Origin of the sequence: Mycobacteroides abscessus ATCC 19977 (assembly GCF_000069185.1) — a bacterium.
Taxonomy (GTDB): domain Bacteria; phylum Actinomycetota; class Actinomycetes; order Mycobacteriales; family Mycobacteriaceae; genus Mycobacterium; species Mycobacterium abscessus.
Window position 1 is genome coordinate 609,114 of sequence record NC_010397.1, and the last position, 25,702, is coordinate 634,815.

General features: G+C 64.3%; 23 protein-coding genes. 15 read left to right on the forward strand and 8 right to left on the reverse strand.

Annotation, left to right across the window (positions count from 1 at the left end; genetic code table 11):
• Positions 1-65 precede the first annotated feature (65 nt).
• Positions 66-1,319 carry a cytochrome P450 gene (locus MAB_RS03245; protein ID WP_005113169.1) on the forward strand — a complete coding sequence of 418 codons (1,254 nt, stop codon included), beginning with the start codon at positions 66-68 and terminating at the stop codon, positions 1,317-1,319.
• 47 nt (positions 1,320-1,366) lie between these two features.
• On the opposite strand, the gene MAB_RS03250 is transcribed toward MAB_RS03245, so the two are convergent.
• Positions 1,367-2,527, reverse strand: a complete 1,161-nt coding sequence (locus MAB_RS03250; protein WP_005085491.1) for a steroid 3-ketoacyl-CoA thiolase — start codon at positions 2,525-2,527, stop codon at positions 1,367-1,369.
• A 217-nt stretch (positions 2,528-2,744) separates the two neighbouring features.
• On the opposite strand from MAB_RS03250, the gene MAB_RS03255 reads away from it, so the two are divergent.
• From MAB_RS03255 to MAB_RS03285, 7 genes are all read left to right on the forward strand, one after another.
• Positions 2,745-4,004, forward strand: coding sequence for a cytochrome P450 (locus tag MAB_RS03255; protein ID WP_005064821.1), 1,260 nt, complete (start codon positions 2,745-2,747; stop codon positions 4,002-4,004).
• Between the two features lie 22 nt (positions 4,005-4,026).
• Positions 4,027-5,088, forward strand: a complete 1,062-nt coding sequence (locus MAB_RS03260) for an acyl-CoA dehydrogenase family protein (protein WP_005085495.1) — start codon at positions 4,027-4,029, stop codon at positions 5,086-5,088.
• 9 nt (positions 5,089-5,097) lie between these two features.
• Positions 5,098-6,261 (forward strand): acyl-CoA dehydrogenase FadE29, encoded by a 1,164-nt coding sequence (fadE29, locus tag MAB_RS03265; protein WP_005064823.1) that lies wholly within the window; start codon positions 5,098-5,100, stop codon positions 6,259-6,261.
• 2 nt (positions 6,262-6,263) lie between these two features.
• Positions 6,264-7,208 carry a bifunctional MaoC family dehydratase N-terminal/OB-fold nucleic acid binding domain-containing protein gene (locus tag MAB_RS03270; RefSeq protein WP_005113170.1) on the forward strand — a complete coding sequence of 315 codons (945 nt, stop codon included), beginning with the start codon at positions 6,264-6,266 and terminating at the stop codon, positions 7,206-7,208.
• Entirely contained in the window at positions 7,193-7,597 is a 405-nt protein-coding gene (locus tag MAB_RS03275; protein WP_005097738.1) for a MaoC family dehydratase, read from the forward strand. Before MAB_RS03270 ends, MAB_RS03275 begins: the two co-directional genes overlap by 16 nt.
• Positions 7,594-8,757 carry a lipid-transfer protein gene (locus MAB_RS03280; RefSeq protein WP_005089076.1) on the forward strand — a complete coding sequence of 388 codons (1,164 nt, stop codon included), beginning with the start codon at positions 7,594-7,596 and terminating at the stop codon, positions 8,755-8,757. The genes MAB_RS03275 and MAB_RS03280 overlap by 4 nt, the downstream gene beginning before the upstream one ends.
• Before the next feature lie 78 nt (positions 8,758-8,835).
• Positions 8,836-9,561 (forward strand): hypothetical protein, encoded by a 726-nt coding sequence (locus tag MAB_RS03285; RefSeq protein ID WP_005113172.1) that lies wholly within the window; start codon positions 8,836-8,838, stop codon positions 9,559-9,561.
• A 59-nt stretch (positions 9,562-9,620) separates the two neighbouring features.
• On the opposite strand, the gene MAB_RS03290 is transcribed toward MAB_RS03285, so the two are convergent.
• The 3 genes from MAB_RS03290 to kstD form a co-directional block, all read right to left on the reverse strand.
• Positions 9,621-10,145 carry a hypothetical protein gene (locus MAB_RS03290; RefSeq protein WP_012296335.1) on the reverse strand — a complete coding sequence of 175 codons (525 nt, stop codon included), beginning with the start codon at positions 10,143-10,145 and terminating at the stop codon, positions 9,621-9,623.
• 108 nt (positions 10,146-10,253) lie between these two features.
• Positions 10,254-11,111 carry a MaoC/PaaZ C-terminal domain-containing protein gene (locus MAB_RS03295; protein WP_005085500.1) on the reverse strand — a complete coding sequence of 286 codons (858 nt, stop codon included), beginning with the start codon at positions 11,109-11,111 and terminating at the stop codon, positions 10,254-10,256.
• Positions 11,112-11,120: 9 nt separating this feature from the next.
• Complete coding sequence (gene kstD, locus MAB_RS03300) at positions 11,121-12,809, reverse strand: 3-oxosteroid 1-dehydrogenase (RefSeq protein ID WP_005072821.1); 1,689 nt, start codon at positions 12,807-12,809, stop codon at positions 11,121-11,123.
• An 88-nt stretch (positions 12,810-12,897) separates the two neighbouring features.
• Here kstD and MAB_RS03305 point away from each other — a divergent pair, with 88 nt between their 5' ends.
• From MAB_RS03305 to MAB_RS03335, 7 genes are all read left to right on the forward strand, one after another.
• Complete coding sequence (locus MAB_RS03305; protein WP_005089081.1) at positions 12,898-14,538, forward strand: FAD-binding protein; 1,641 nt, start codon at positions 12,898-12,900, stop codon at positions 14,536-14,538.
• Positions 14,531-15,316, forward strand: a complete 786-nt coding sequence (locus MAB_RS03310) for a 2-keto-4-pentenoate hydratase (RefSeq protein WP_005113175.1) — start codon at positions 14,531-14,533, stop codon at positions 15,314-15,316. Before MAB_RS03305 ends, MAB_RS03310 begins: the two co-directional genes overlap by 8 nt.
• Positions 15,317-15,326: 10 nt before the next feature.
• Entirely contained in the window at positions 15,327-16,235 is a 909-nt protein-coding gene (locus MAB_RS03315; RefSeq protein WP_005064835.1) for an acetaldehyde dehydrogenase (acetylating), read from the forward strand.
• Between the two features lies 1 nt (position 16,236).
• Positions 16,237-17,316, forward strand: a complete 1,080-nt coding sequence (gene dmpG, locus MAB_RS03320) for a 4-hydroxy-2-oxovalerate aldolase (RefSeq protein WP_005064836.1) — start codon at positions 16,237-16,239, stop codon at positions 17,314-17,316.
• 386 nt (positions 17,317-17,702) lie between these two features.
• Positions 17,703-20,828 (forward strand): MinD/ParA family ATP-binding protein, encoded by a 3,126-nt coding sequence (locus MAB_RS03325; protein WP_005113177.1) that lies wholly within the window; start codon positions 17,703-17,705, stop codon positions 20,826-20,828.
• A gap of 23 nt (positions 20,829-20,851) precedes the next feature.
• Positions 20,852-21,001: a hypothetical protein gene (locus tag MAB_RS03330; protein WP_005092255.1), complete on the forward strand. Its 150-nt coding sequence runs from the start codon at positions 20,852-20,854 to the stop codon at positions 20,999-21,001.
• Positions 21,002-21,007: 6 nt separating this feature from the next.
• Positions 21,008-22,924, forward strand: a complete 1,917-nt coding sequence (locus tag MAB_RS03335) for a MinD/ParA family ATP-binding protein (RefSeq protein WP_005113178.1) — start codon at positions 21,008-21,010, stop codon at positions 22,922-22,924.
• On the opposite strand, the gene mnhG is transcribed toward MAB_RS03335, so the two are convergent.
• The 4 genes from mnhG to MAB_RS03355 are packed head-to-tail and all read right to left on the reverse strand — an operon-like array spanning position 22,921 to position 25,701.
• Positions 22,921-23,247, reverse strand: coding sequence for a monovalent cation/H(+) antiporter subunit G (mnhG, locus tag MAB_RS03340; RefSeq protein WP_005064840.1), 327 nt, complete (start codon positions 23,245-23,247; stop codon positions 22,921-22,923). The two genes, MAB_RS03335 and mnhG, sit on opposite strands and share 4 nt — an antisense overlap.
• Complete coding sequence (locus MAB_RS03345; protein ID WP_005064841.1) at positions 23,244-23,537, reverse strand: monovalent cation/H+ antiporter complex subunit F; 294 nt, start codon at positions 23,535-23,537, stop codon at positions 23,244-23,246. Before MAB_RS03345 ends, mnhG begins: the two co-directional genes overlap by 4 nt.
• Positions 23,534-24,112, reverse strand: coding sequence for a Na+/H+ antiporter subunit E (locus MAB_RS03350; protein WP_005089085.1), 579 nt, complete (start codon positions 24,110-24,112; stop codon positions 23,534-23,536). Before MAB_RS03350 ends, MAB_RS03345 begins: the two co-directional genes overlap by 4 nt.
• Positions 24,109-25,701, reverse strand: coding sequence for a Na+/H+ antiporter subunit D (locus MAB_RS03355; protein ID WP_005092260.1), 1,593 nt, complete (start codon positions 25,699-25,701; stop codon positions 24,109-24,111). The genes MAB_RS03350 and MAB_RS03355 overlap by 4 nt, the downstream gene beginning before the upstream one ends.
• Between the last annotated feature and the right edge of the window lies 1 nt (position 25,702).

Below are 25,702 nucleotides of genomic sequence, written 5' to 3' on the forward strand. Positions count from 1 at the left end.
CGATTTCTGTGCTTCACTGCGACTAGAGCCAGTAGTGAAATACATCACAGGCCGGGAGGTACAGCGTGGTACAGGCCCAACACCCCCATCTGCCGGACGGTATCGACTTCACCGATCCCGAGCTTTTCGTGCACGGCATCCCCGAGCGTGAGCTCGCCGAGCTGCGGCATACCGAGCCGATTTGGTGGAATCACACCGAACGCGGCGTTGCCGGATTCGATGATGACGGCTTCTGGGTGGTATCCAAACATAAAGATGTCAAAGAGGTTTCGCTGCGCTGCGAGGTCTTTTCCAGCGAGCAGAACACCGCCATACCGCGCTATCTGCCCACCACGCCGCGCGAACGGATCGATGCCACGCGGTTGATCATGCTCAATATGGATCCGCCCCGGCACAGCAGGTTGCGGCACATCATCAGTCGCGGATTCACGCCGCGAGCGATCAGTCGGCTACGCGACGACCTCAATGCGCGCGCACAGGGTATCGCCAGGGCGGCGGCGCAGCTGCGGCACGGTGACTTTGTAGAACAGGTGGCCTGCGAGCTTCCGTTGCAGGCCATCGCGGGTTTGATGGGCACGCCGCTGGACGAGCGCGAGCAGCTCTTTGACTGGTCCAACAGGCTCGTCGGATCCTCTGACGGTGAGGACGATAGCGCGGTCGCGAGTGCCGAGCTGCTGATGTATGCCATGGGGGTGGCGGCCCGCAAGACCGCCGAGCCGGGTGCCGACATCTGCACCGACCTGGTAAATGCCGATATCGATGGGCAGAAGTTGTCCGACGATGAGTTCGGTTTCTTTGTCATGCTTTTGGCGGTTGCCGGCAATGAGACAACCCGCAACTCGATCACTCATGGGATGCACGCTTTCACTCAGTTCCCGGAGCAATGGGAGCTGTACAAGAAGACGCGGCCCGAGACTGCCGCCGACGAGATCGTGCGCTGGGCCACGCCGGTGACCTCGTTTCAGCGGACGGCATTGGAGGACACCGAACTCGGCGGAGTGCGGATCAAGAAGGGGCAGCGCGTGGTGATGATGTACCGCAGCGCCAACTTCGACGAAGAGGTCTTCGAGAATCCGTTTACCTTCGACATCATGCGGGATCCCAACCCGCACGTGGGTTTTGGCGGAAATGGCGAGCACCATTGTGTGGGCGCGAACCTGGCGCGCATGACCATCAACCTCATGTTCAACGCCATCGCCGATCACATGCCGGACCTCGCGTCGGCAGGGGAACCGGATAGGTTGCGGTCCGGCTGGCTCAACGGCGTCAAACATTGGGAAGTGGACTTCTGCCCGGCAGGCTACGGACGGGCAAGCTGACGAAAGGGCCCCGGCGCCATGACGCCGGGGCCCTTTCGTCAGAGGTGCTAGACGCGCTCGATGATGGTTCCGGTGGACAGCGCGCCACCAGCGCACATGGTGATCAAAGCCGTTGACTTGTCGGTGCGCTCGAGTTCGTGCAGCGCCGTGGTGATCAGGCGGCTGCCGGTGCTGCCCACCGGGTGGCCCAGGGCGATGGCACCGCCGTTGACGTTCACGCGATCGAAGTCGGGCTTGTGCACGGCAGCCCATGACAGCACCACAGAAGCGAAGGCCTCGTTGATCTCGACGACGTCGATATCACCGATCTTCATGCCGGCGCGGTCCAGTACACGCTGTGTCGACTGCACCGGGCCATCCAGGTGGTAGTAGGGCTCAGCGCCCACCAGGGCCTGAGACACGATGCGGGCCCGCGGCCGCAATCCGAGGGCCTTGGCCTTGTCGCTGTCCATCAGCAGCACCGCCGCGGCGCCGTCGGAAATCTGCGAGGACGTACCTGCGGTGTGAATACCTTCGGCGATAACGGGTTTCAGGTTGCCCAGTGATTCCAGAGTGGTCTCGCGCAGACCCTGGTCGCGGTTGACGGTCTTGGTCTCGCCGGTGGGGTTGCCTTCCTTGTCCACCTGCGGGGCATCGAGCGGTGTGATCTCTCGGTCGAATCGCCCCTCGGCCCAGGCCTGGGCGGCGAGCGCCTGCGAACGCACCCCCAGCCCGTCGACGTCGGCGCGGGTGATGCCGCGGCGCTTGGCGATGCGCTCGGCGGCCTCGAACTGATTGGGCATGTCGATATCCCAGGAGTCGGGCCGCGGAATGCCGGTACCGCCGACGTTGGCGCCAAGGGGCACTCGGCTCATGGACTCGATACCGCAGGCGATGCCGGTATCGATCGCGCCGGAGTAGATCAGGCCGGCGATGAGATGGTTGGCCTGCTGCGCGCTACCGCACTGGCAGTCGATGGTGGTGGCGCCGGTGGCTTCGGGCAGCCCGGCATGCAGCCATGCCTGTCGTGTGATGTGCCCGCCCTGCTCGCCGAATTGGGTCACGCAGCCGCCGATGACCTGCTCGACCTCATTCGGATCCAGGCCGGCGCGTGCGATCACCGACCTTTGGATGCTGCCCAGCAGCTCGGCGGGATGCAGCCCCGCGAGCCATCCACCGCGTTTGCCGATGGCGCTGCGCGTCGCTTCGACGATGACCGGATTACCCATGGAGCTGCTCCTTTGCACTCTGAACGTTGGCTTCACGGTAGAACACGTTCCAGTCCGGAAGCAACGAGAACGCGTTCTCCCCCCGTGCACCACGTTTTGTCTGCGCTGATCGTGTGATTCAATGGGGCTAGAGAGTGTCGTAGCTCACTCGGCCCTCACTAGACGCTCTAACCAGATCGTCCCTGAAAGACGCCCCGAAAGGCCATAGGAGTTCAACGTGGTGCACCCCAGCCTTCCCGCCGGTTTCGACTTCACCGACCCGGAAATCTACGCAGAACGGCTTCCCGTCGAGGAGCTCAAGGAGCTTCGGAAGACGGCTCCCATTTGGTGGCAGGAACAGCCCGACGGAGTCGGCGGCTTCAACGATGGCGGCTACTGGGTCGTCACCAAACACAAGGACGTCAAGGAGGTGTCGCTGCGCAGCGATGTCTTCTCTAGCTGGGAAAACACCGCTATCCCGCGTTTTCAGGACGACATCACCCGCGAGGCCATCGAGCTGCAGCGATACGTCATGCTCAACATGGACGCCCCGCACCACACGCGGCTGCGCAAGATCATTTCCCGCGGCTTCACCCCGCGTGCCATTGGTCGTCTGCGCGACGAGCTCAACGAGCGTGCGCAGGAGATCGCCAAGGCTGCCGCGGCGAGTGGCACCGGCGACTTCGTCGAGCAGGTGTCGTGTGAGTTGCCGCTGCAAGCCATTGCTGGTCTGCTTGGTGTGCCGATCGAGGACCGCGGCAAGCTCTTTAACTGGTCCAACGAAATGACCTCGTACGACGATCCGGAATACGCCGATATCGACCCGGCGGCCTCCTCGATGGAGATCCTGGCCTATTCGATGGAGATGGCCAAGCAGAAGGCCGAGAACCCGGGCGAGGACATCGTGACGACGCTGATCAACGCCGAGGTGGAAGGGGAGGGCAAGCTCTCCGACGACGAGTTCGGCTTCTTCGTGATCATGCTCGCGGTGGCAGGCAACGAGACCTCCCGCAACTCGATCACCCAGGGCATGATGGCCTTCACCCAGTTCCCGGAGCAGTGGGAGCTGTACAAGAAGGAGCGCCCAGAGACGGCGGCCGACGAGATCGTGCGCTGGGCCACGCCCGTGACGTCGTTCCAGCGGACCGCGCTGGAGGACACCGAACTCGACGGCGTGAAGATCAAGAAGGGTCAGCGCGTCGTCATGATGTATCGCTCGGCGAATTTCGACGAGGATGTGTTCGAAGATCCCTTTAGCTTCAACATCATGCGTAACCCGAACCCGCACATGGGCTTTGGCGGCAGTGGTGCGCACTACTGCATCGGTGCAAACCTGGCTCGGTTGACCATCAACCTGATGTTCAACGCCATCGCCGACCACATGCCGAACTTGGCACCGGCGGGTGACCCGAAGCGGTTGCAGTCCGGTTGGCTCAACGGCATCAAGCACTGGCAGGTCGATTTCACCGGCGCCAGTGGCTGCCCGGTTCTGCAGTAGTTTTCAAAGGGAAACGAGCATAATGGATTTCGCTTTCGCGGAGGAGCAGCAGGCCGTCTCCGATGTGGTCGAAGCAGTGCTTGCCGATCGCGAGTTCGTCGGTGTGGTACCCGAGATCGGATACGACGAAGCCGCCTGGCGGGCCCTAGCCGCCAATGGCGTCCTGAGTCTGGCTCTGCCTGAACGGCTGGGCGGTGATGGTCTGGGCCTGGCTGAGGTGTCGGTAGCGCTCCGGGTGCTTGGCAAGCACGGCGCCCTCACTCCGGCGCTGGCCACGCTCGGATTTGGCGTGGTTCCGCTGGTGGAGCTGGCCTCCGGCGAGCAGCAGGATCGCTACCTTGCCGGTGTCGGCGACGGTGCGATTCTCACGGCGGCCCTCGATGAGCCGGGCCGCGCGGTGCCGTCGGCACCTGCGGTTTCCGCGGTGCGGGACGGGTCCTCGCTGGTGTTGAACGGACGCAAGATTGGCGTTCTTCATGCCGCCGAGGCACATTGGATACTTGTCACCACCGACAATGGCGTCGTTGTGGTGGCACCCAACACCCCGGGCGTGACGATCACCCGGACACCGACGGCAAGCAAGGCCGCAGAGTACGCGGTGACCTTCTCTGATGTGTCGGTGCCCGCCGCGGATCAGTTGAGCGGGTCGGTGCAGAGGCTGAACGAGCTTGCGCTCGCGGCCATCGGCTCCTACGCCGACGGGTTGGTGTCCGGTGCATTGCGTCTGACGGCCGACCACGTGTCGAATCGGGTGCAGTTCGGTAAGCCACTGGCCACCTTCCAAGCCGTGTCACAGCAGCTGGCGGATGTCTATGTGGTCTCGAGGACCTTGAATCTCGGTGTCACATCTGCTGTTTGGCGCCTATGTGAGGGGTTGGACGCCACCGAGGATCTGGACATTGTGTCCTTCTGGATGGCGGCCGAGGCGCAGCGGGTGATGCAGATCTGCCACCACTTGCATGGTGGTCTCGGTGTGGACATCACATACCCGATGAATCGTTACTACTCGACGATCAAGGATCTGAGCCGTCTGGTCGGCGGGTCCTCCGAGCGCCTAGACGTCCTTGCCGCGGCGCAGGGTTAGGAGCCAGCGATGCTAATTGACCTCACGCCGGAACAGGCGAAGCTACAAAATGATCTGCGGCACTACTTCTCGAATCTGGTGACCGCCGAAGAGACCCGCGAGATGATGATCGACCGGCATGGTTCGTCCTATGAGGCCGTGGTGCGCCGCATGGGACAGGACGGCTGGTTGGGAGTCGGTTGGCCCAAGGAATACGGTGGTCACGGATTCGGCCCGCTGGAACAGCAGATCTTCATGAACGAGGTCATGCGTGCCGATGTGCCGATGCCACTGGTGACACTGCAGACCGTTGGTCCGACCCTGCAGAAGTACGGTACCGAGGAGCAGAAAAAGAAGTTTCTGCCGGGAATCCTCGCCGGTGAAATCCATTTCGCCATCGGGTACACCGAACCGGAGGCCGGAACCGACCTCGCATCCTTGCGCACCACGGCGGTGCGCGACGGCGATCACTACGTCGTCAATGGGCAGAAGATCTTCACCACCGGTGCGCATCAGGCGCAGTACATCTGGCTGGCCTGCCGCACCGACCCGAGCGCCCCTAAACACAAGGGCATCTCGATTCTCATCGTCGACACCAAGGATCCGGGCTATTCGTGGACCCCGATCATCACCAATGACGGCGCGCACCACACCAATGCCACCTATTACACCGATGTGCGGGTTCCGGTGGAAATGCTGGTGGGCGAGGAAAACGCGGGCTGGAAGCTCATCACGACCCAGCTGAACCATGAGCGGGTCTCGCTCGGCCCGTCCGGGCGGATCGCGGGCATGTACGACCGCGTGTACGAGTGGGCGTCCAAGCCGGGGCCGGACGGTGTGGCGCCGTTGTCGCATGAGGATGTGCGCCGGGTGCTGGGCGAGATGAAGGCCGTGTGGCGGCTCAACGAGTTGCTCAACTGGCAGGTCGCGTCATCGGGCGACGACATCAGCATGGCCGATGCCGCTGCGACGAAGATCCTTGCCACTGAATGGATTCAGAAACTCGGACGACTGAGCGAGGGTGTGGTCGGGCGCTATGGCGATCCCGCTGACGCGAATACCGCGGAGACTCTCGAATGGCTTGATGCACAGACCAAACGCCACCTGGTGATCACCTTCGGTGGCGGCGTGAACGAGGTGATGCGCGAGATGGTGTCGACGGCAGGATTGGGCACGCCGAGGGTTCCGCGATGAGCGTGGTGGACATCCAGGAGGGTTTCGCCAAGATCAAGGCCGACGGCCCGAGCGCGCCCCGCCTGGCACGGGATCCGGTGAACCAGGCGATGATCAACAACTGGGTCGAGGCGATGGGCGACCGCAACCCGATCTATGTCGACGAGGAGGCCGCGAAAGCAGCTGGTCATCCCGGAATCGTCGCGCCTCCCGCCATGGCGCAAGTGTGGACCATGGCCGGGCTGTACGGAGAGCGCTCGGGCGATGACCCGCTGGGACGGGTGATGGCACTTCTCGATTCCGCGGGCTACGAGTCGGTGGTCGCCACGAACTACGAGCAGATCTATCACCGTTATCTGGAGTTGGGTGAGCAGGTCACTACCACCAATGAGGTGACCGAGGTCTTCGGGCCCAAGCAGACGGCGCTGGGCGAGAGCTGGTTCATCAATATCCACGCCGAGTGGCATGTGGGCGACGAGCTCGTCAACGAGATGAACTGGCGCATCATGAAGTTCCGGCCAGGTGCCAAGAAGGCGGCGGACGTTCCCCAAGATCTGGACCCGTCGAAACTCATGCGGCCGTCCTGGTCGCGGGACAGCGCCTACTTCTGGGAGGGTGTGGCGGCTCACGAGCTGCGGCTGCAGAAGCGCCCGGACGGTTCGTTGCAGCATCCGCCGGTGCCCGCGGTCTGGCAGGACAAAGAGGCTCCGATCGAGTATCAGGTGGCCAGCGGCCGGGGCACCGTGTACAGCTACGTGGTGCATCACGCGCCCCAGGTACCGGGTCGCACACTGCCTTTCGTAATCGCGCTGGTGGAACTTGACGAGGGTGTGCGGATGCTGGGCGAGCTTCGAGGGGTGTCGCCCGACGATGTCCAGATCGGATTGCCGGTGCGGGCGACATATCTGGACTTTCCGGCCGAGGGCGAGGACCCTGCATGGACGCTGTACGCATGGGAGGCGGCGTGACCACTGTTGGAGAGAAGCTGCCCGAGCTGAAACTCGAAGGCACGCCCACGTTCATCGTGTCGACAGCGTTGGCGACGCGCGATTTTCAGGACGTCCATCACGACCGGGACCTGGCGCAGGCCAAGGGATCCAAGGACATCTTCATCAACATCCTGTCCGATACGGGCCTGGTGGAGAGGTTCGTGACCGACTGGGCGGGCCCCGCCGCTCGCGTGAAATCGATTTCACTGCGCTTGGGGGTGCCGTGGTATGCCTACGACACCACGGTGTTCACCGGTGAGGTGGCCGCTGTCGAAGACGGTGTGGTGGAAGTGGATGTGGTGGGCAACAACAGCCTTGGCGCACATGTGACCGCCAAAGTGAAGCTGACGATCGGAGCCGAACAGTGACCGGGCTATCTGGCCGGAGCGCGATAGCCGGTATCGGGGCTACCGACTTTTCGAAGAAGTCGGGTCGATCCGAGCTCCGGCTGGCAGCCGAGGCGGTGCTCGACGCCCTCGATGACGCGGGGCTGTCTCCGTCGGACGTCGATGGCTTGGTGACTTTCACGATGGACTCCAACCTCGAGACCGCTGTGGCACGGGCGACGGGCATCGGAGAGCTGAAGTTCTTCAGCCAGATCGGCTATGGCGGCGGTGCCGCGGCCGCGACCGTGCAGCAGGCCGCCCTGGCGGTCGCGGCGGGGGTCGCCGAAGTTGTTGTCGCGTACCGTGCTTTCAACGAGCGCTCGGAATTCCGGTTCGGTCAGGTGATGACCGGTCTGAGCTCGACCGCAGACTCTCGCGGCGTCGAGTACAGCTGGTCGTATCCTCACGGGCTGAGCACGCCGGCAGCGTCCGTCGCGATGATCGCTCGGCGATACATGCACGAATATGGTGCCACGAGTGCGGATTTCGGTGCGGTATCGGTGGCCGACCGTAAGCATGCGGCCACCAACCCCAAGGCGTTCTTCTACGGCAAGCCGATCACCATTGAGGATCACCAGAATTCGCGGATGATCGCCGACCCGGTGCGACTGCTGGACTGCTGCCAGGAGAGCGACGGCGGGGTGGCGATTGTGGTGACCACGCCGGAGCGGGCCAAGGATCTCAAGAACCGGCCGGTGATCATTGAGGCCGCCGCGCAGGGGTCCGGCGAGGACCAGTTCACCATGTACTCGTACTACCGCGACGAGCTCGGACTACCCGAGATGGGTCTGGTCGGTCGGCAGCTGTGGGACCAATCTGGGTTGACCCCCAACGATATTCAGACTGCCATCCTGTATGACCACTTCACGCCGTACACGCTGTTGCAACTCGAAGAGCTCGGTTTCTGCGGTAAGGGTGAGGCCAAGGATTTCATCGCCAACGGCGCGATAGAGCTGGGCGGCAAGCTGCCCATCAACACCCACGGTGGTCAGCTCGGTGAGGCCTACATCCACGGCATGAACGGTATTGCCGAAGGTGTGCGCCAGCTGCGTGGCACGTCGGTCAACCAAGTGCCGAACGTCGAGCACGTCCTCGTCACCGCCGGCACCGGTGTGCCGACCTCCGGTCTGATCCTGGGATAACGCGCGCGTCTATCGCGCCGAACGTAACCGCACGCGCGTATCTCGGGCGATTTCTGTGTATGCGGTTACAGTCGCCGGGTGAGCTACTCGGAGAGGTATCGCAATGGCGAGACGGTCGAGGTGTGGCGTGATCTGTGGCAGTTGGGGTCTCGTGTTCGTGAACCTCGATATCTGGAAGATGCCACAGAGGTTGCGCACACGATGGCAATACGCGCGCGACGGAATATCGAGTTGATAGCGGATCGGCTCGTTGACAGCGGGTTTGTTGCTCACACCAACGGCAATGAGCGGAAGTCGCGAGTTCCGTTCATACCTGCTGGTGAAGATTCGCGAGTGTTCGTCGCGCAGCTAACAGAGAAACTCGGGCCTATTCCGCTCACTGTGGCGTCTTGGATCGAGTTTGTGGGGGACGTATGGCTGGTGGGTAGCCACCCACGTTGGCTGGGCATCCACCAGTCTGACCCTCTGGTAGTCGAGTTCGAGGGCGCGTATTCGGGCGGCCACTCGGTGGCTTACTCATACTACGAGGGCGAGCACGAGGAGTGGTTGAAGAGCGGGATTGGTTCGTTTCAAATGGATTTCGCCCCAGATCGGCTACACAAGGCCAACATTAGTGGCGATGAGCCGTATGGGATCTTCGTACCTGACGCCTACGCAGATGGCACTGTCAACATGGGCGGCCGGCACATGAGCTTCGTTTCCTATCTCAACTGGGTCTTCAAAGCCGGCGGGTTCCCCTTAGGGGACGGGGCAGATGCGCGGGCGCTTCGTGAGTGGTTAGGCGCTGGCATCCGGGAGCTATAAGGCTGCATTGCTGTTGGTGGGTGTCTGTATGGGTGGAAACCGATTATCTGTAGTGAGCGTTATCCGGGCAGCGTGACGGCCGGTCCGGTCGGCGCGTGTGGGGTGCCGTACGCCGTCTGTGCGGGGCCGGGCAGATCTGAACCGGCCGCGACCTGTGTCAGTGAGCATCGGTTGTCGCCATAGGCGGCGGGGGCGTTCGGGCGGGTGTCGTGGGGGATTTCGTCGGGCTTGCCCGCCACGACGAAGTACTCGGTGCCGATGTCGTAGCTGCGACCACAGGTCGGGCCGAAGTTTTCGACCTTGACGGTGGTGGTCGGCCCGACGTCGCCCTTGTAGACCTCTCGGACAGCGAACTGGTAGATCGTCCTGCCGGTCTCCGGATCACTGATCAGCTGGGTGTCGGTGGGTGTGCCCACAAAGATGGCTTGCGCGTGTCCCAGCCACTCTTTGATCGATGCCGAGTCCTTTCGGACATCCACGCAGGAGCAAGCGCATGCGACATTTGGCGCGACCGCGGTAGAGGCGGCGATACCGCCCGTGGTCAGCGTAATAGCGGCCACCATCAGGCCGGTCCAGCGAGTCATGGGCAAATTATGCACCGCCGACGCCGCCAGCGTAACCGCACCCACAGATTTCCGGCAGAAAACGTGCGTGTAGTTACTGTCGGGCGTGGGATGGCAACGGGAACGAGGTCAGGAGTGGGTGAGCTCCACATCGGCGAGCGCGGGGGCATCTTCCCGGTCAGCAACCACCGCGGAGATCAGCAGCTTGCCGTCTTCCTTCCAGATGCGGGTCTTCAGGGTCTCGCCTGGAAACACCACTCCGGCGAACTTCGCGGCATACGACGTCACGCGCGAGACGTCCCCGTCCAGCGCCGCGTCGACCGCTGCCTTGCACACCACGCCGTAGCTGCACAGCCCATGCAGGATGGGGCGGGGGAACCCGGCCGCTGCCGCGAAGGCCGGATCGGAGTGCAACGGATTACGGTCACCACACAGCCGATACAGCAGCGCCTGCTGCGGCAGGATGTGCGTGGACACCTCGAGGTCGGCGTCGCGTTCGGGAACGCCGCCGTGGGAAGAAGGACCGCGCTCGCCGCCGAAGCCACCTTCACCGCGGGCGAAGATCGAACGACGGATGGTCCAGAGGGGGCCCTGATCATCGGATGTCGTCGTCTCCGTGACGATGACGGCAGCCTTGCCCTTATCCCAGATTTCCACGACCTTGCCCTCGGAGCGGGCGGTGCCTGACGGTGGGAGCGGCCGGTGCGCAGTCACCTGTTCGGTGCCGTGCAGGATCTTGGCCAGGTCGATCTCGATCCCCGGAAAGGACACCTTGGGCGGCTCCACCGCGTGGAAGCCCGAGGCGACGGTCGCGAAGGTGGGCAGTACCTGCGGGGTCTTGTCCTGCAGGTAGCGCAGCTCGGTCTCGCTCACCGGATCGGCACCGGCACCGATCGCCAGGTGATACAGCTGCACATCGGACGCAGTCCACGAAAATTCGGCCGGTTCGGTAGCCGCGCCCAGCGCGATATCGACATTGATAGGCATATTCGGACCCTACTTCCCGGCGATATCGAGCGCGGCGAGGTAGCCCCACGTCATCGCCGGGCCGATGGTGGCGCCGGGACCGGCGTAGGTGTGGCCCATCACCGGGGTGCTGACATTGCCTGCGGCATAAAGGCCTTCGATGACGCTGTTGTCGTCGCGCAGCACACGCCCCTTGACGTCGGTACGCACGCCGCCCTTGGTGCCCAGGTCTCCCGGCACCATCTTGGCCGCATAGAACGGAGCCTTGGTCAGCGCGCCGAGGTTGGGGTTCGGCTTGTTGGTGGGGTCACCGTAGTAGCGGTCGTACGCGCTCTTGCCGCGGCCGAAGTCCTCGTCGACACCGCTGCGGGCGAAGCCGTTGAATCGCTCGATGGTGGCGCGTAATTCCTCGACGGGGAGATTCGCCTTCTTCGCCAATTCCTCAATGGTGTCGGCCTTGACGATGACGCCCGATTCGATCCACTTACTTGGAATCTTCTGCCCCGGCTGCAATCCGGCGAAGATATAACGGTTGCGGTACTCCTGGTCGAAGACGAGCCACGCAGGCAGGTTCTCGCCCGGGCCGGGCCCCTGGCCGTACTGGCCGCCGTACATCCGGTGAGTGGCCTCGACGTAGGGCAGCGACTCGTTCATGAAGCGCTTGCCCGACGAGTTGACGATGATCGATCCGGGGGAGTTGCGCTCGGACAGCGCGAACCATGGCCGGCCGACCAACGGAACCGTGGGGCCCCACCACGAGTCCTCCATGAACTCCAGTGCGGCTCCGAGCTTTTCGGCGGCCAGGATGCCATCACCGGTGTTGGCCTTGGCGCCCACGGTCCACTCGGTGGTGATGGGCGCACGCTGGTACTTCACGCGCATCTGCTCGTTGTGCTCGAAACCGCCGGAGGCGAGAATGACGCCGCGACGCCCCCGGATGAGGGTCGGTTCGGAGGCTTCGGGAGCCCCGGTCTCGCGCACGTAGACGCCCCTGACGGTCCCGTCCTCGATATAGAGGTCGGTGAGGGCGGTATTGAGCTTGACCGGCACTCCGGCGTCGCGCAGGCCGATACGCAGTGCGGCCGAGAGCGCCCGCCCCATGCCGACCAGTTTCTTACCGGTGCCCTGGGCCCAGAAGGTACGCACCCCCACCCGCAGGCTGCGCAGCACTCCGCGCGGGTGGCGCTTGAGCTGATTGAGCCGGACGTAATCCTGCTGGCGCACCACGACGTTCAAGGGAACCTTGCCGTACGGCGGCTCCAAGTTGGGCAGCTCGTCGCCGAGCTTCTTCGCGTCGAAGGGCTTTGGCTCCACCGAGCGACCGGCGGCACGTCCGCCCGGGGCTTCGGGGTAGTAGTCGGAGTAGTTGGGCACCCAGTCGAGCTTCAGCGGGGAGTTCGCGAGAACGAATGAGAGCATCTCCGGCCCGCGATCGAGGTAGGTATCGATCTTCTCGCGCGGAACGACGTCGCCGATGATGCTGTAGAGGTACTCGCGGGCGGCCTCGGGAGTATCGGTCTGGCGAGCTTTCTTGAGGACCTCATTGTTGGGGATCCAGACGCCACCGCCGGAGCGGGCCGTCGATCCACCGAAGTGGGGGGCCTTTTCGATCAGTACGGTGCTCAGCCCGTTGTGTGCCGCGGTGAGCGCCGCAACCATGCCGGCACCACCACTCCCGACGACGACGACGTCGTACTCCTGCTCAGTCATGTAGAACACGTTATAGAATTGAGGCGGCCTGGCGCTACCGGCGCTGGCCTGTGGTTTCATCGCCCGGACGCTGTGATGTTGCGGTGAAAACAGAAACATGTTGCTGTTTTGGCTACACGACGATGAGGGAGGCCCCGTGCCGGGTCGTTCGGACATGCCGTCGGCCGATGTCATCATCGTCGGGTATGGGGTGGCGGGTGCGTCCGCCGCACTGGCGGCCCTGGAGCGCGGGGCGTCCGTGATCATCCTTGAGCGATTCGATGGTGGCGGAGCTTCGGCCATCTCAGGAGGCATTTATTACGCCGGCGGCGGCACTAATATTCAGCGTGACGCCGGGGTCGAGGACACTCCGGAGCTGATGCTGGAGTACCTGCGGCTTGAGGTCGGCGATGCCGTCAAACCCGAGACGCTTCAGAAATTCGTCGACGGCAGCGTGGACACTCTGAATTGGCTGCAAGGTTACGGAGTTCCGTTCGAAGGTTCGCTGGCACCTTTCAAGACTTCGTACCCGACTGACGACTACTACCTCTACTTTTCCGGCAGTGAATCCTCCGGCATGGCGCGTGCCGCCACCCCGCCCCGCCAGCGCGGGCACCGTGCCTTTGGCCGGGGGGTGTCCGGTAAGGCGTTGTTTGCGCCCTTGGCGGATTCTGCGGAGCGTTTGGGGGCCGACGTGTGGCGGCAGACCAGGGTCACCGGGCTGGTCGTCGAGGAGGGGCGCGTTGTCGGGGTGCGCGGGATGACGCTGAAGGACGCGCCGGCCTGGGCCCGCCGGTTGTACTCGCGTCTTACGCACTACGCGACCAAGCCGGGCATCTACTACCCGCCGATGCGAAAGACGCTCGAAGGCCCCGCATATGCGTTGGAGCGCCGGTTCGCCAAGCCATTTGAGATCCGTGCCGACGACGGAGTGATCCTGTCGTCCGGTGGTTTTATCGCCAATCGTGAGCTCGTACGGCGGCATGCTCCGGCCTATCTGGACGGGCTCGAGCTCGGCACCGCCGGCGACGACGGAACCGCACTGAAGCTGGCCGAGCCGTTGGGCGCGGCAACGGGGCATCTCGATGAGATCTCGGCCTGGCGGTTTATTGTGCCGCCTGCCGCTTTCCTGGGTTCCTTGCTGGTAGATACCAAGGGGCAGAGGATGATTGACGAGTCTCGCTATGGAGCGGCCTTGGGCAAGGAGATTGTGCGTACGGCCGGCGGAGTGGGATATCTGGTTGCCGACCAGCCGTTGGTGAAGCGGGCCCGCCAACAGTTGGGATCGCAGACGCTGTGGTTTCAGCGGATTCAGGCCGAGGCGTTCCTCAACGTGGGGCGCAAGAAGGCCGGGTCCATCGAGGAGCTGGCAGCCAAGGCTGGTATCGACCCGGAAGGATTGGCGCGCACCGTATCCGAACACAACCGGGCCATTGCCGGTGGCACCCCCGATCCGCTGGGGAAGCCCGATGACATCAGGGTGCCCATTGAGCGGGCGCCGTTCTATCTGTTCAACGTGTCCATCAAGACCAACATGCTCAATCCGTGTCCGATGCTGACTCTTGGCGGTCTGGTCGTGGACGAGGAGACTGGTGCCGTGCAGACCACGTCGGGCGCGGCGATCCCGGGGCTCTATGCCGCCGGGCGTGCGGCGGTCGGTATCTGCTCAAATTCGTATGTGAGCGGATTGTCCCTGGCCGACTGCGTCTTCTCCGGACGCCGGGCCGGGACCGAGACTGGAAGGCGTATAGATGCTTAGTTCCGAGGTACGCGATTCGATCGCGGCCGACCTGGCCGAGGCCGAGCGCACCCGAGTGGCGATCGCGCCGCCCACCGACACGCATCCGGATTTTGACGTGGTCGACGCCTATGAGATCCAGCTCATGAATATTCGCTCCCGTCTAGCGGACGGCGCCAAGGTCGTGGGGCACAAGGTGGGCCTATCGTCCGAGGCGATGCAGAAGATGATGGGCGTCCACGAGCCGGACTATGGGCATCTGTTGGCCGATATGGAGCTGTTCGAGGATGTGGCGGCCTCGGCGTCCAAGTTCCTGTTCCCGCGGGTTGAGGTGGAGGTCGGGTTCATCCTGGCCGCAGACCTGCCCGGCGAAGATTGCACCGAGGACGATGTGCTGGCCGCGACCGCGGCGTACGTGCCGTCCATCGAGGTGGTGGACAGCCGGATCACCAACTGGCAGATCAAGATCTGCGACACCATCGCTGACAACGCCTCCTCTGCGGGGTTTGTCGTTGGTAAGCAACGGGTTTCACCCAAGGACATCGACATCAAGTCGATCGACGCGGTGCTGACCTGCAACGGTGAGAAGTTGGCCGAGGGGAGAAGCGATGCGGTACTGGGTAATCCGGTGACATCGGTGGCATGGCTGGCACGCAAGGTGGCCTCGTTCGGGGTGCGTCTGCGGGCTGGCGACGTGGTGCTGCCAGGTTCGTGCACGCGGGCGTTCGACGCGCATCCGGGCGACGAGTTTTTAGCCGAGTTCGCCGGACTTGGTTCGGTCCGACTGGCTTTCGAGTAGAGGAGAGATTGTGGCGTCAAAGGCATCTGTAGCGATCGTCGGTTCGGGAAACATCAGCACCGACCTGCTGTACAAATTGCAGCGTTCCGAGTGGCTGGAGCCGCGGTGGATGATCGGCATCGACCCCGAGTCCGAAGGTCTCAAGCGTGCCCGCGGTTTCGGTCTGGAAACCTCGCACGAGGGTGTGGACTGGTTGCTTGGGCAGGACGAGAAGCCGGATCTGGTCTTCGAGGCAACGTCCGCCTACGTGCACAAGGCCGCCGCGCCACGCTATGAGGAAGCGGGCATCCGGGCCATCGATCTGACTCCCGCGGCGGTGGGACCAGCCGTTGTGCCGCCCGCGAATCTGCGCGCCCACCTTGATGCTCCGAACGTCAACATGATCACCTGTGGTGGCCAGGCGACGATTCCGATCGTGTACGCGGTGTCGCGCGTTGTCGAGGTGCCTTACGCCGAGATCGTCGCCTCGGTCGCCTCGGTGTCCGCAGGACCCGGAACGCGCGCCAACATCGACGAGTTCACCAAGACCACGTCCAAGGGGGTGGAGGTGATCGGAGGCGCCAAGCGCGGAAAGGCGATCATCATCCTGAACCCCGCGGATCCGCCGATGATCATGCGCGACACAATTTTCTGCGCAATTCCTGAGGACGCGGACCGTGCGGCGATTGCCGCGTCGATTCACGATGTGGTGAGCCAGGTTCAGCAGTACGTGCCCGGATACCGGCTGCTCAATGAGCCGCAGTTCGATGAGCCGTCGGTGGTCAACGGCGGCAACCATGTCGTCACTACCTTCGTCGAGGTTGAGGGCGCCGGTGACTTCTTGCCGCCGTATGCCGGAAACCTGGACATCATGACCGCGGCCGCGACCAAGGTCGGCGAGGAAATCGCCAAAGAACTTCTATCTGCAAAGGTTTCGTGAAATGGGTTCGGACACCAGCACTCAGCTCTTGGGCACCGACGGCATCTTCTTCGACGCCGCATGGGACGTGCGGGTCACCGATACGTCGTTGCGTGATGGCTCGCACCACAAGCGGCATCAATTCACCGCGGATGAGGTGCGGGCTATCGTGGCGGCGCTGGACGGCGCCGGCGTCCCCGTCATCGAGGTGACTCACGGCGACGGCCTGGGCGGATCCTCGTTCAACTACGGATTCTCGAAAACCCCTGAGCAGGAACTGATCAAGCTTGCCGCCCAGACCGCGACGAATGCCAAGATCGCCTTCCTGATGCTGCCGGGCGTAGGCACCAAGGAAGACATCATCGAGGCGCAGGGCAACGGCGGGTCGATCTGTCGCATAGCCACTCACTGCACCGAGGCCGACGTCTCGATCCAACACTTCGGGCTCGCCCGTGAGCGCGGTCTGGAAACCGTTGGCTTCCTGATGATGTCGCACACCATCTCGCCGGAGAAATTGGCCAAGCAGGCACGGATAATGGCAGACGCCGGCTGCCAGTGCGTATACGTGGTGGATTCCGCGGGTGCGTTGGTCCTGGACGGAGTGGCCGACCGGGTCGCCGCGGTAGTGGCGGAATTGGGGTCGGATGCTCAAGTGGGTTTTCATGGGCATGAGAACCTCGGGCTTGGTGTCGCCAACTCCATCGAGGCGGTGCGCGCCGGCGCCAAGCAGATTGACGGCAGCACAAGGCGATTCGGCGCCGGTGCAGGCAATGCTCCGGTGGAGGCGCTTATCGGTGTGTTCGACAAGATCGGTGTGAAGACGGGCATCGACTTCTTCGATATCGCCGACGCCGCCGAAGAGGTTGTGGCGCCCGCGATGCCCGCGGAATGCCTGCTGGATCGCAATGCGCTGATCATGGGTTATAGCGGTGTGTACTCCAGCTTCCTCAAGCACGCCATCCGTCAGGGTGAGCGGTATGGGGTACCCGCGCATCAGCTGCTGCACCGTGCCGGCGAACGCAAGCTGATCGGTGGGCAGGAGGACCAGCTCATCGACATCGCGCTGGAGATCCAGCGGGAGAATGCCGCGAACGGGCAGTAGGCGCTCCCGGATCGACGACCTCGGCGACTGTACCCAGGTCGGTGCCGCAGACCTCGGTCGCCGGGGTCGAGCGTGGTCCGGCACCGTAGAATTGCCTCAGATTCGCGAGCTGCAAGCTGGCAGTCGGGGGCTGGCGGCTAAGGCGCCGCCGTTGCTTAGCCAGCGCGTGGTGGTCCAAGTAGCGGTCGGCGGGCATGCCCTGCTGCCGGTATCGACTCGGCATGGGATCGCACCGAACGCTGCGGGGACATCGCAATCTCCCTTAAGCTGCTGGTTGAGTGTGGGGGTTTATTCGGTTGGGTAACCAGTCTTGATACCCGTGCGCTAGCTACTGAGTACCATCGAACTCTACGGTGATTTAGCGATTGAGGAAGGGGAGGGGGACGTTGCCCAAGCAGGATCGTGGCGCACCACCCCGTCCCCCATGGCTGCCCGAAGAAGACGAACAACGAGGCTTTCTTCGGTCGTTGCGGCGCAAAAAGCGCAATCCCGATGAGGGCGAACCCAACGACGAATCGTTAACCCACGAGACCGAGTGGCCGTCCGCGCCCAAGACGGCCGCGCAGAAACCCAGCGCGGAATCGGTGAAGCTTTCCGGGCAAGGGCGTCCGACCCTCACATCGGGTGATGAAAGTGCCGACGGCGACCAGCCGGTGTCCGACCTGTCCAAGTACTACACGCCACCGCGTCGCGCGGAGCCTGCTGACGATTCGTCATCGGCGAGCGAGCCGATCGCCGTCCCCGGCCCGGTTGCAGAGTCTGACGCGCAGGCCCCGCGCATCGTTAGAGGCCCCAGCGCGGACGTGGCCCCGGAGCCGCAGCCCACGCCGCAGGTCGAGCAACTCTCGTCGTCGGTGCCCGTCGAGTCCTCGGCAATGCCCGAACAGGAGCCCGAGGTCCCCGCCTCCAACCCCGTGGTTGAGTCGGCCCTGGCCGTCACCGGTGAGCCGGAGCCTCCCCTGCAGGCCGCCGCCACGCCGGAGGTGACGCGTCCGGTCGTACCCCGCCCCGAGCAGCCTGTGACCGGCCCGGAACGGGTTGTCGTCGACTCCGGTAGCGCGGATCCATTCTCGCGATTCAGCCTGCTGGAGGCGCAGCTGCGCCAGATGAGCCTCGACGAGAGCATCACCGATGACGAGCTTGAGCGTCACCGGCGTCACTCAGCGCCCGAGGCAGAGCCCGCAGCCGCGCCCGCAGCTGCTCTCAGCTTTACGCCGCCGGAAGTCGCCGCCAGCACTCCCGACGGCCCCACGGAGGCGCTCGGGGAGGCACAGGCGGCGGTTGAGTCGCCATCGGAGGAGCCCGCGCCCACCCCCACGCTCGGTTTCACCGCGCCTGAGCCCGAAGACGACGTTCCCGCGGTGGACCAGGAGGCTGTCGGCGCGCGTGGCGAGCAGGAGGCCGCCGTGACCGCGGTGCCCCCCATTGCGGACCGGCCCGAGCCGAATTCCGCCGGGAACGAACCGGCTACCGACCAGACCTCCGATTTCTCATCCCCGAAGCCCGAGGAGAGTGCCGATAGCGGTGACTCGCTGGCGCCGCAGCCTCCCGCCGTCGAGCAGCCCACAGCAGCGGAAGTCGTGGAGCCCCCGGAGTCGGCGCCCGCGGCCGGGGGCGGTGACGCCGATGCGAGAGCCGCCGCCCTGCTGCAGCGCATCGAGGCCAGACGTGCCGAACTCGACGAGGAATTGGCCGCGCATGACGCCGCCGATGCGCAGGCCCGCGCATTCGAACCGGAACCCGCCCCATTCGTGCCGATGGTGGCGCCATGGGCCTCGGTGCCCGAGCCGGTGCGTTCACCTGCGCCGGAGGCCGCCGCACCCGCCAACGATGCCGATGAAACCGCCGACACCGCGACGTCCTCCAGCGGCGCTGCTGAGTTGGAGGGATTTGCGCCTCTGGTCGATGAGGACATCGTGATTTCCGCTCCGGCGGTGTATGAAGAGGCGCCCGCAGACGCCGGACTTGATGACGTGATATTGGAGTCCGAGCTTCCCGACGAGGCGGAAGCCCCGGCGGCGCGTGCGGTAGATCCGGAGCCGGCTGGTGAGACCGCCGATGTAGCACCGGAGTCAGCCGCACCGGAGTCACCGGCGCAGACCCCCACGGCGGATCGACAGGAGGAATCCATATCCGTCGTGGCGCCAGAGCCGGGATCGGCGGAGCCGTCGCCGTGGCAGAACCGCTCGGCAGTGGAAGTCGCGGCGACGGGGGAGCCGCAGGCCACGCCGGCGTACTACGTGCCGCCTGCCGCCTCACCGCAACCTGATACACAAGCGCCGCCAGCGCAGGAACCGGCGGCACAGGTTCCACCGGGATGGAGCCCGCCCCAGCCTTACCCGGGGCAATGGCCGCAGCCTGCACCTGCGGCTCCGCAGCCCTATGGTGGGCAACAGTTTCCGTCACAACCACCGCCGCAGCCAACGAGCGTTCAGGGCCAATGGCAATGGGTGCCCCAGCAGCCACAGGGGCCGCAGTCTGCCGCGCAGCAGGAACCGCCGGCCGGTTACCCGCCGCCGCCTCAAGGGGGCACTCCCCCGGCCAATTACCGTGCGCCGCAGGCATACCGGATGCCCCCCTCTCTTGACGAGGCCGAGGTCATCAACCGTGGGCGCTATGCGCCACGTTCCGGTTGGCGTAAGGCCGTGCACCGTTCAACCGGCGGAAGGGTGAATCCCGGCGACTCGAGGAAGGATCGCGAGCGGGACCTGTTACTGGCAAGCATCCGCCAGCCCATCCTGGGCGACTACCGTATTGCGGTGCTGTCCATCAAGGGCGGGGTGGGAAAGACAACCACCACTTTGGGATTGGGCTCGGCATTCGCGACCATCCGCACGGACCGGATCATCGCCGTCGACGCGAACCCTGACCGCGGAACGCTGGCCGAACGCGTACGGGATCATTCGACGCAGTCGACCGTTCGAGATCTGCTCAACGATCAGAACATCAGAAGTTACGCCGACGTGCGCAATCACACCCGCATGGCGACCAGCCGCTTGGAAGTGCTTGCAAGTGAACAGGATCCAGCGGTATCGGAGGCGTTTGGCGAGATCGACTACCGCAACACCATCGACATCCTGCAGCGGTACTACAACATCATCTTGACGGACTGTGGCACCGGCATCATGCACTCGGCGATGGCGGGTGTGCTCGACCTCGCCCACACCATCGTGCTGGTGAGCTCTCCCGCGATGGACTCCGCGCGCAGCGCCTCTGCGACGCTCGATTGGCTTATGCAGCACGGGTATTCATCGCTAGTGCGCGAAGCGCACGTGGTCTTGAGTGCGTCTCGCCCGGGGTCCGCGGGGATCAAGCTGGACAAGGTCTACGAGCATTTCCAGGCGCGTTGCCGGTCCATACATATGATCCCGTTCGACCCGCATCTCGCCGAGGGCGCCGACGTCGACTTCAACCTGCTCAACGCCGATACGAATGCGGCATATCTGAAGTTGGCCGGCGCGATTTCCGAGAGTTTCCCACGACTTCGCGTGCGCGGCGATGAGCAGCGATAACACGAAAGAGGCAGGACGGCAAGATGGTTGACGCTAGAGACACCCAGCGGCTCTTTGACGCCGGGGTAGTCTCGCTCGGTATTCCGATTGGCTGCCCGGGAACGGTCCGTGACATCGCCGATCAGTTCGGGGCACAGCGACCCGAGAACCTACTTGCGATGATGGCGAAGTGATCTGGCATGGCTGATACCAACGACAACGCACCAGATTCGCCACCACCGAGCGGTCCGTGGCGCGAACCCATAGCCGACGGGCTGGGTGGTGGCGATACCAAGGGCAGCCCATTTCGTCGATCCAAGAATTCCAACCAGGAATTCGTGCCGCCGAGCGCTGACTACTTCCCGCAGCCGACGCTCAAGCCGCCGCCTCCACTGCCGAAGGCTCCCAAGTTGTCGCGGCGACAGCGTAATCACCAGCGCCCGATGAACCCGATCTGGGAACCGGATCCGCTGAGTGCGTACGGCATGCCGCAGCAACAGAACCAAGCACCCCCGGCGCCGCCGCAGGGGTACGGTGCGCCGGTTCAGCAGCCTCCACAGAATTACCAGCCGCCCCCGCAGAACTACTATGCGCCGCCACAGAATTACTACGGCCCGCCAACCGATCAGCCGGCGACCCCCGTAGCTCCGGCGGAACCGGCCGCACCCGCTGTACCACCGCCCGCACCGGCAACTCAGCTGCCGGCGTGGCCCGCCTCCGCGGTGGTACCCGAACAGCCGGCACCCGAGGCTCCCGCGCCGGCGCGACCCGCCGAGCAGTCCCCCGCTCCCGAGGGGCTGGACGAGGCGGCGCAGGAGCAGACGCCCGTCGAGGTGCCGCCGCCTGCGCCTCCCGCGCCGGTGGCGCCCGACCCGGCCCCACAGGTACGGGCCGACGACGCGTCCGCCATGATTCCGGAAGGCCTCACCCCGTGGGGAGGCCGGGCGCCTCAGATGCCCTCTGCGCCAACATCGCCCGCGCCATCATGGGCGCCACCCCCCGCCGGCCCGCCGCTTGCGCCCGCACCGCCGGCGGCGTTTTCGCGTGCCGACTGGAGCGCGCCTGCCGCGCCACCGCGGGCGCCCTATGTTCCGGGCCAGACTCCGTTTACGGCTGCGCGGCCGGAAGCGCCCGTGTACAGGCCGGTGCCGCAGCCCCAGCAGCCATCGCGCCCGCAGGGGCCGAGTCACGATCAGCTCGGCCTCATCAGGTCGGTCAAGCCGCTTCCGAAGAGCGGATGGCGCAAGGCAGTTCACCGGTTGTCGGGTGGTGCCATCAACCCCGGGGAGTCCTCGGAGGAATCGCACCGCAGCGAGTTGATCGACCGGATCAATCTGCCGGTCCGCGGCGACTATCGAATCGCGGTGCTGTCCCTGAAGGGTGGTGTGGGCAAGACCACTACCACCTTCTCCTTGGGGGCGACCTTCGCCTCGCTGCGCGGTGATCGCGTAATCGCCGTGGATGCCAACCCGGACTTTGGAACGCTGGCTCAGCGCGGTCCCGACGAGACTCGTTCAACCGCGCGAGACTTGCTGCGCGATCCTGATATTCACCGGTACTCCGATGTGCGTAGGCACACTTCGCAGAGTGCGAGCCGTCTGGAGGTGTTGGCTTCAGAACGCGATCCGGCGGCGTCGGAGTTGTTCTCCGAGGCCGACTACCTCGCGGTGATGCGAATACTGCAGCGGTTCTACAACATCATCCTGACCGACTGCGGCACTGGCCTCATGCATTCGGCGATGGCCGGTGTATTGGGTGAGGCAAATGCCATCGTCTTGGTGACGTCGCCGGCCATCGATGGTGCGCGCAGTGCCCTGGCAACTCTGGACTGGCTTGACCACCATGGTTATTCGCACTTGGTGCGGCAATCGGTGGTGGCCATCAGCTCGTCGCGGCCGGGGGCATCCTCCATCGACCTCGAACAGCTGAGCCGGCACTTCCTGACTCGTGCCAGGGCGGTGCACATCATTCCGTTCGACAACCATCTGTCGGAAGGGTCGGAGATCTCACTGGATTTGATGGGTAAGAAGACCCGGATGGCGTTCATGGAACTCGCCGGCTCGGTTGCCGACGGCTTCTACGAGGGGGGCAACACCCGGCAGACGAGCTGGGGCTAGCGTTCCAGCTCGTCGGTTGTCATCAGGTCGTCACGGACGCTGCGCTCGTGGTAGGCCAGCCGTGCGACCCGGTGTGCGACCACCGGGGCAGTGATGATGGTGAACAGCCCGGTGAGCACGATCATGCTGACGTCGGCATGTCCGCGTAGCCGCAGGGCGGCGCCGGCCAGGACCAGCAGCAGGCCCAACACCTGTGGTTTGGACGCGGCATGCATCCGGGCCAGCGTGTCAGGGAACCGCACCACACCCATCGCTGCGGTCAGAGCCAGTGCCGATCCCAACAACACCAGCACGCCGGAGATCGCATCGAGGAACGCGTTCATCGCGGCCTACTCCTGGGGTCGTCGGGGTCTATCGCGGTGTCGGGCACCCGGAATCGAGTCACGCTCACCGAACCCAGGAAGCTGATCAAGGACAGCGCGACCATGCCGTAGAGCACGGTGGAATCCAGGCTGTAGGCCGCCCACGCCGCGAGTGCGCACATGGTGACGGCCACCAGGGTATCGACCGCGACGAGCCGGTCCAACGTGTTGGGTCCGGCGAGTAATCGGTACGTCGTGATGCTGGCTGCGGCGACGAGAAACACCGCGGCGATATGCCAGACGAGGCTCATACTTCCTCCCTCGTGTCGGACTCGCGCAAGGGGTTAGTGTCCGGATGCCAATCCACGTCGCGTTCAAACGCCGAGATGAAAAGCCGTTCTAATTGCCGTAATTGGGCGTAAAAACTTGCAACGGCTTTGGGCGAGCCCACATCCAGTACATGTACGTAGGCCAGCCGACGCTCCTGGTCGATCTCCAGGACCACCGATCCGGGGATGATCGTCAAGGTGTTCATCAGGAGAGCCATCACCAGGTCCGATTTCACCGAGAGCTGCGCGCGCAGCACGGCACTCAGCGGTGGTGGCCCCGGCCTGATCGCCCACCAGGCAACCTGCAGGCTGGACAGCACCATGTACCAACCGACGGTGAATGCCAGCCGGATCATGGAGACCACGTGCAGGCGGCCCTCGACCGGTAGCCGCGGCATAGGCAGCAGGACCGTGATGACCAGCGCCACCAACAGCCCGTTGATGGTGTTGGCGACCGAGAAGTTGCCCCAGAGCATCGTCCACACCAGCATGAGCCACACCAATGTCCAGGCACGCAGCACGATTTCACGTGGCCCGTACCGCGCCAGTCGCTTCATCGCGGTGCACCCCCGAGGACAGCGCTGATGTATACCGTGCGATCACGGACCTCGGCCGCGGCGCGATCGCTGATCGCGATGATGGGCCCGGCGAAGATCGTCAGCGCCACCCCCACCGCGATCAGTCCCAGCGTAGGGGCCAGCATGCCGGCCGGAATTCTGCCCACATCTGCGCGATCCACAAACGCGACATCCTCGGCATCGTCGAGAAGTGCTGTGGGCGCGGCTGCGGCCAGATCTCCCTCCGGGGCGTCGGATCGCGGGCGCCAGAACGCCTTTGTCCATACTCGGGCCACGGCGTACAGAGTCAGCAGGCTGGTGATAGTGCCGCCGGCGACGAGGGCCCAGGCCAGCACCGAGCCCTGCAATGATCCGGCCTCTAACAGCGCAACCTTGCCGATGAATCCCGAGAACGGCGGAATGCCGCCCAGATTCAGGGCGGGAACCACGAACACGAAGGCAAGCAGCGGGCTCGCGGCGGCGAGTCCACCCAGACGATTCAGGGACGATGCCCCCGCCTGGCGTTCGATGAGGCCTACCACGAGGAACAAGGTGGTTTGCACGATGATGTGGTGTGCCACGTAGTAAATGGCACCCGACATGCCAAGTTCATTGGACAGCGCGATGCCGAAGATCATGTACCCGATGTGGCTGACCAGGGTGAAGGACAGCAATCGCTTGATATCACTTTGCGCGATGGCACCCAGGATGCCGACGATCATGGTGAGCAGCGCCGCCACCAGCAGCACGGTGTTGAGCCCGCCGCCGGGGAACAGCAGGGAATGCGCGCGAATAATGGCGTATACGCCCACCTTGGTGAGCAACCCCGCGAAGACCGCGGTCACCGGTGCCGGTGCGGTGGGGTAGGAGTCGGGCAGCCAGGTGGACAACGGGAACACGGCAGCCTTGATGGCGAAGCCCACCAGCAGCACCGCGAAGATCGCCATTCGGGTACCCGATGGGATACCGTCTGCGCGGAGCGCGATTTCGGCCATATTCAGGGTCCCGGTCGCCGCATATACGAAGGCGATGCCCAGCAGGAAGACCACCGAGGACATCATCGAGACCATCACATACGAGATGCCCGCACGCACCCTGTCGGCGCTGGCACCGATGGTCAACAGCACGAAGCTCGCGGCCAGTAGTACCTCGAATCCGACATAGAGGTTGAACAGATCGCCAGCGAGGAAGGCGTTGCACACTCCGGCCGACAGCGCCAGGTAGGTGGGCATGAAGATCGACACCGGCTGTCGTTCGTCGCCGTCACGGATACCCTGAGCGGCCGCGTACAGCACCACCGCCAGCAGCACGATGGCCGAAACCACCAGCATCAGCGCCGAAAGGCGATCCACCACAAGGGTTATTCCGAGTGGCCCCAGCTTCTCTTCGGTGGGCCCCCAGCCGCCGACGGCTAGGGCGAAGGTGCCGTCGCGGTCCGTGAGGTATAGCAACGCGGTACAGACTCCGAGCACCGTGGTCAACGCGGTGACCGTGATCAACAGCTGCAACCGGGGGCGTCTGCCGGCGATGAGGGTTAGTGCCGCGGCGGTGGTCGGCACCAGGACGGGCAGCGGCGTCAGAACAGACATG

Coding starts and splice junctions, on each gene's coding strand:
- MAB_RS03250 (WP_005085491.1), bottom strand. CDS start 2,527: ATGGGTAATCCGGTCATCGTCGAAGCGACGCGCAGCGCCATCGGCAAA.
- MAB_RS03260 (WP_005085495.1), top strand. CDS start 4,027: ATGGATTTCGCTTTCGCGGAGGAGCAGCAGGCCGTCTCCGATGTGGTC.
- fadE29 (WP_005064823.1), top strand. CDS start 5,098: ATGCTAATTGACCTCACGCCGGAACAGGCGAAGCTACAAAATGATCTG.
- MAB_RS03275 (WP_005097738.1), top strand. CDS start 7,193: ATGGGAGGCGGCGTGACCACTGTTGGAGAGAAGCTGCCCGAGCTGAAA.
- MAB_RS03290 (WP_012296335.1), bottom strand. CDS start 10,145: ATGACTCGCTGGACCGGCCTGATGGTGGCCGCTATTACGCTGACCACG.
- MAB_RS03295 (WP_005085500.1), bottom strand. CDS start 11,111: ATGCCTATCAATGTCGATATCGCGCTGGGCGCGGCTACCGAACCGGCC.
- MAB_RS03305 (WP_005089081.1), top strand. CDS start 12,898: ATGTTGCTGTTTTGGCTACACGACGATGAGGGAGGCCCCGTGCCGGGT.
- MAB_RS03310 (WP_005113175.1), top strand. CDS start 14,531: ATGCTTAGTTCCGAGGTACGCGATTCGATCGCGGCCGACCTGGCCGAG.
- dmpG (WP_005064836.1), top strand. CDS start 16,237: ATGGGTTCGGACACCAGCACTCAGCTCTTGGGCACCGACGGCATCTTC.
- MAB_RS03330 (WP_005092255.1), top strand. CDS start 20,852: ATGGTTGACGCTAGAGACACCCAGCGGCTCTTTGACGCCGGGGTAGTC.
- MAB_RS03335 (WP_005113178.1), top strand. CDS start 21,008: ATGGCTGATACCAACGACAACGCACCAGATTCGCCACCACCGAGCGGT.
- mnhG (WP_005064840.1), bottom strand. CDS start 23,247: ATGAACGCGTTCCTCGATGCGATCTCCGGCGTGCTGGTGTTGTTGGGA.
- MAB_RS03345 (WP_005064841.1), bottom strand. CDS start 23,537: ATGAGCCTCGTCTGGCATATCGCCGCGGTGTTTCTCGTCGCCGCAGCC.
- MAB_RS03350 (WP_005089085.1), bottom strand. CDS start 24,112: ATGAAGCGACTGGCGCGGTACGGGCCACGTGAAATCGTGCTGCGTGCC.
- MAB_RS03355 (WP_005092260.1), bottom strand. CDS start 25,701: ATGTCTGTTCTGACGCCGCTGCCCGTCCTGGTGCCGACCACCGCCGCG.